At 63.3% G+C, this 2,835-nt stretch carries 3 protein-coding genes; 1 reads left to right on the top strand and 2 read right to left on the bottom strand.

The features are described from left to right. Positions 1–205: 205 nt before the first annotated feature. Positions 206–850, bottom strand: coding sequence for a sugar transferase (locus NTZ43_05560; protein ID MCX5766674.1), 645 nt, complete (start codon positions 848–850; stop codon positions 206–208). Beyond that, the gene (locus NTZ43_05565; GenBank protein ID MCX5766675.1) at positions 847–2,109 is read right to left on the bottom strand and encodes a glycosyltransferase; all 1,263 of its coding nucleotides are present in this window, start codon (positions 2,107–2,109) and stop codon (positions 847–849) included. The genes NTZ43_05560 and NTZ43_05565 overlap by 4 nt, the downstream gene beginning before the upstream one ends. A 233-nt stretch (positions 2,110–2,342) precedes the next feature. Between NTZ43_05565 and NTZ43_05570 the strand changes: the two genes are divergently transcribed. Further along, positions 2,343–2,835, top strand: a 493-nt coding sequence (locus NTZ43_05570; protein MCX5766676.1) for a hypothetical protein, incomplete at its 3' end; no start/stop codon positions are given.

Consider the following 2,835-nt stretch of genomic DNA (forward strand, 5'->3'; position numbering starts at 1 on the left):
AGTCACGCAGATCTTTTTGCATGATGAACGCGCCACGCGAGAGCACATCGTGGAACGTGCTGGTGAGTTCCTGCTCAATGGCGGCGAAGGTGCCGCGGTAGTTGAAGAACGGGATTTCGCGAGTGGCGGTCATGGCGAGAGCGGAGAGTGGAGGCGTGAGGATTGCGTGTGCATCGGACCAAGGCGCTTACGGGCAACGTTGCGGTCAGGCGTGTTTTGTCAGGCGCGGCGTGTCGTTCAGTTCTTTCGGGTAGAAGTCGCGGTCCAGTATGAGCCAGACCGTGTAGAACAGAATCTTGAGGTCGCTCACGAAGGTGCGGGTGCGCACGTACCGGAGCTGAAGTTGCAGCTTGGTGGGCTGAATGAGTTCCTCAAATGCGAGGTCCGCGTCTGGGTACCCCGCTAACACCGCGCCCTCGTCGTTGTTCCAGATACTGGCCCAGTCGGTGATGCCGGGGCGCACGTCGAGGATCTGCCTCAACTCGCCAGTGTATTTGTCGGCATACTTGAGCACTTCTGGGCGGGGGCCAACGAGACTCATGTCGCCGAGAAATACGTTGATGAGTTGGGCAAATTCGTCGAACTTGAAACGGCGAATGAAGCGACCCGAGGCGGTGACGCGGGAGTCGGCATTACTCGTTGAAAGCTGGCCAGGTTTTTCGGCGTCCTGTACCATCGATCGGAACTTGAAGATACGGAACGAGCCGCCGCCCCGAGCTCCTCGGACGCCGCGGTAGAAAACAGGGCCGGGGGAGTCGCGCTTGATCCAGAGCGCGAGGAGCAGGAACAGCGGGGAGAGGACGATGAGGCCGAGGGTGGCCGCGGCAAAATCGAAAATGCGTTTGATCATGAGGCCGCCGAACGGCGCTGGGCCGCGAGCGTGAGGTGGTCGAGCAAGCGTTGGTGCACGCTGTCGGCGTCGAACTCGGCGTGGAACAGCGCTCGGGCGGCGTCGTGAGCCGCGGTGGCTTCGGCAGGCGATTCGAGCAGGGTCGTGACGGCGGCGGCGAGTTGCGTGCCGTCCTTGCCGTACGAGTAGCCGACGTTGTGCTTGGAGATCAGCGCCGCCAGCGGCCCTGTGCCGAGACTCCACGCCAGCGGAAGTCCGTGGGCTAGATATTCACCCGCTTTGTTGGGCACGGCGTTTTGGAAATTCACGGAGTCCTTGTACGGCAGCAGTCCGATGGTGGAGCGCTCGAGGAGCACACGCAGTTGCGCGTAGGAGCACCAGCCAGGGAGTAGTAGGTCGCTCCGCGATTTTGCTGCACTGTTGAGTTCGCCGACGCGTTCGCCGATGCCACAGATGACGGTGCGCACGCCGCGCGAGCGAAGCTGGTTTCCCGCAGCGAGCACTGGAGCAAAGTCGAACTGACTGCTCACGCTCCCGGCGAACGCCATCACTGGCGGGGCGTTTTCGCCGAGGTCGAGTCCTTGATTGCGCCAGAACTGCAGGGCGGCAGCGCGGTCGGCTTCTTCGAGCGGGCGAAGTTCGTAGCCGAGGGGAATGACCAGGTCGAGCGGGCCTGCGGTGCGCTGTGCGTGGGCGAGGCCCCAATGCACGAAGGGCTCGTTCTGGGCAATGATGCCGTCGGCGCCGCGCAGAGCGAGGGTGAGTGTACTCGAGAGCTTGGAGAGTACAAGCTGTGCCAGCCAACGCGCACCGACGGGTGCGCGCTCAATCATGATGTCGGGCCAGAGGTCGCGGATATCTACCAAACTCGCCGCACCCACGCTCCGCGCCCACCGCACCGACTCGGCGGCCAGCTCGATGGTTGGCATGGCCGCGAGCATCACGTCGGCGCGGCCCAGTTGCGAAGCGCGGGCGTGAAAGTCGCGGCCCAGGTCAGCGTGATCGAGAAAGCGTTCGATGCTGATATTGCGTCGGTAGCCGCGGCTTTCGAGCAGGTGAATGCGGTAGTTCGGCGCTAGGGTCAGCACGCCCACGCTGGGGCGCTGCTTCTTTTGGAAGTGATCGAACCGGTTGGTGACCCAGTCCACCTCGTGTCCGCGAGCAGCGAGCCACGCCGCGAACTGCCCGGTCCGATGGAGCCGAATATCGGCTCGGTCGGTGGGGAGCGGTTCGCCAGCGGTGACGAGAACCACGCGCATTGGGAGCACTGGGTTGGAGGAGGCCAAAAGCGGGGTATCGGACGCTGTTCGGGCGGGAGAACCCGCGACGGCGGCGGCCGCTAAACGACTATGGGGCAACAACGGGCGGGAAGTGGTGTAAATGCAGACGGGCAAGTAACTTCCAGAGCAATTTAGTACCCCGACGGTTGTGCGCAACGCTCATAGTTGCGATCGCCGCCCGACTGGTCCATCGAGAACCCGACTACTCCGGCATGACGTCTCAGTCCGCCTCACCAAGCCGCCCCGACACCCGGTCCGCGTTGAGCCACTGGGTGATTGACGTATTGCTGCTGCTGGCAACCCCTGCGGTAGCGCTGGCGGTTCGAATCGAGTCCGTCTCGTTCTCGCACGAGCAGCAAATATTGCTCATCAAATACACCCTCGGGGCGCTGGGGATTCGTTTGGTGGCCAACTGGCGTGCTGGGGCGTACACCGCTCTTTGGCACTATGCTAGCGCACTGGACGTGAGCCGGTTGCTGACGGCGGTGCTGGTGTCGTCGGCCCTTTGTTTGCTTCACGGTGGATTCGTGGTGCGCTACATCCCGCCGCAGGGATTCCGCCTGCCGCTCGCGGTGATTTTCATTGACTGCGCGTTGGCGGCCACTGCGGTGATTGCTCCGAGACTTTGGCGCCGGCTTGCGATTGGTGCACTGCGATCGGAAGCCGAAGCCACCAGCCGCGTGCTCGTGGTGGGTGCCGGCCGGC

This window comes from Gemmatimonadota bacterium (genome assembly GCA_026387915.1).
Lineage (GTDB): Bacteria > Gemmatimonadota > Gemmatimonadetes > Gemmatimonadales > Gemmatimonadaceae > Fen-1231.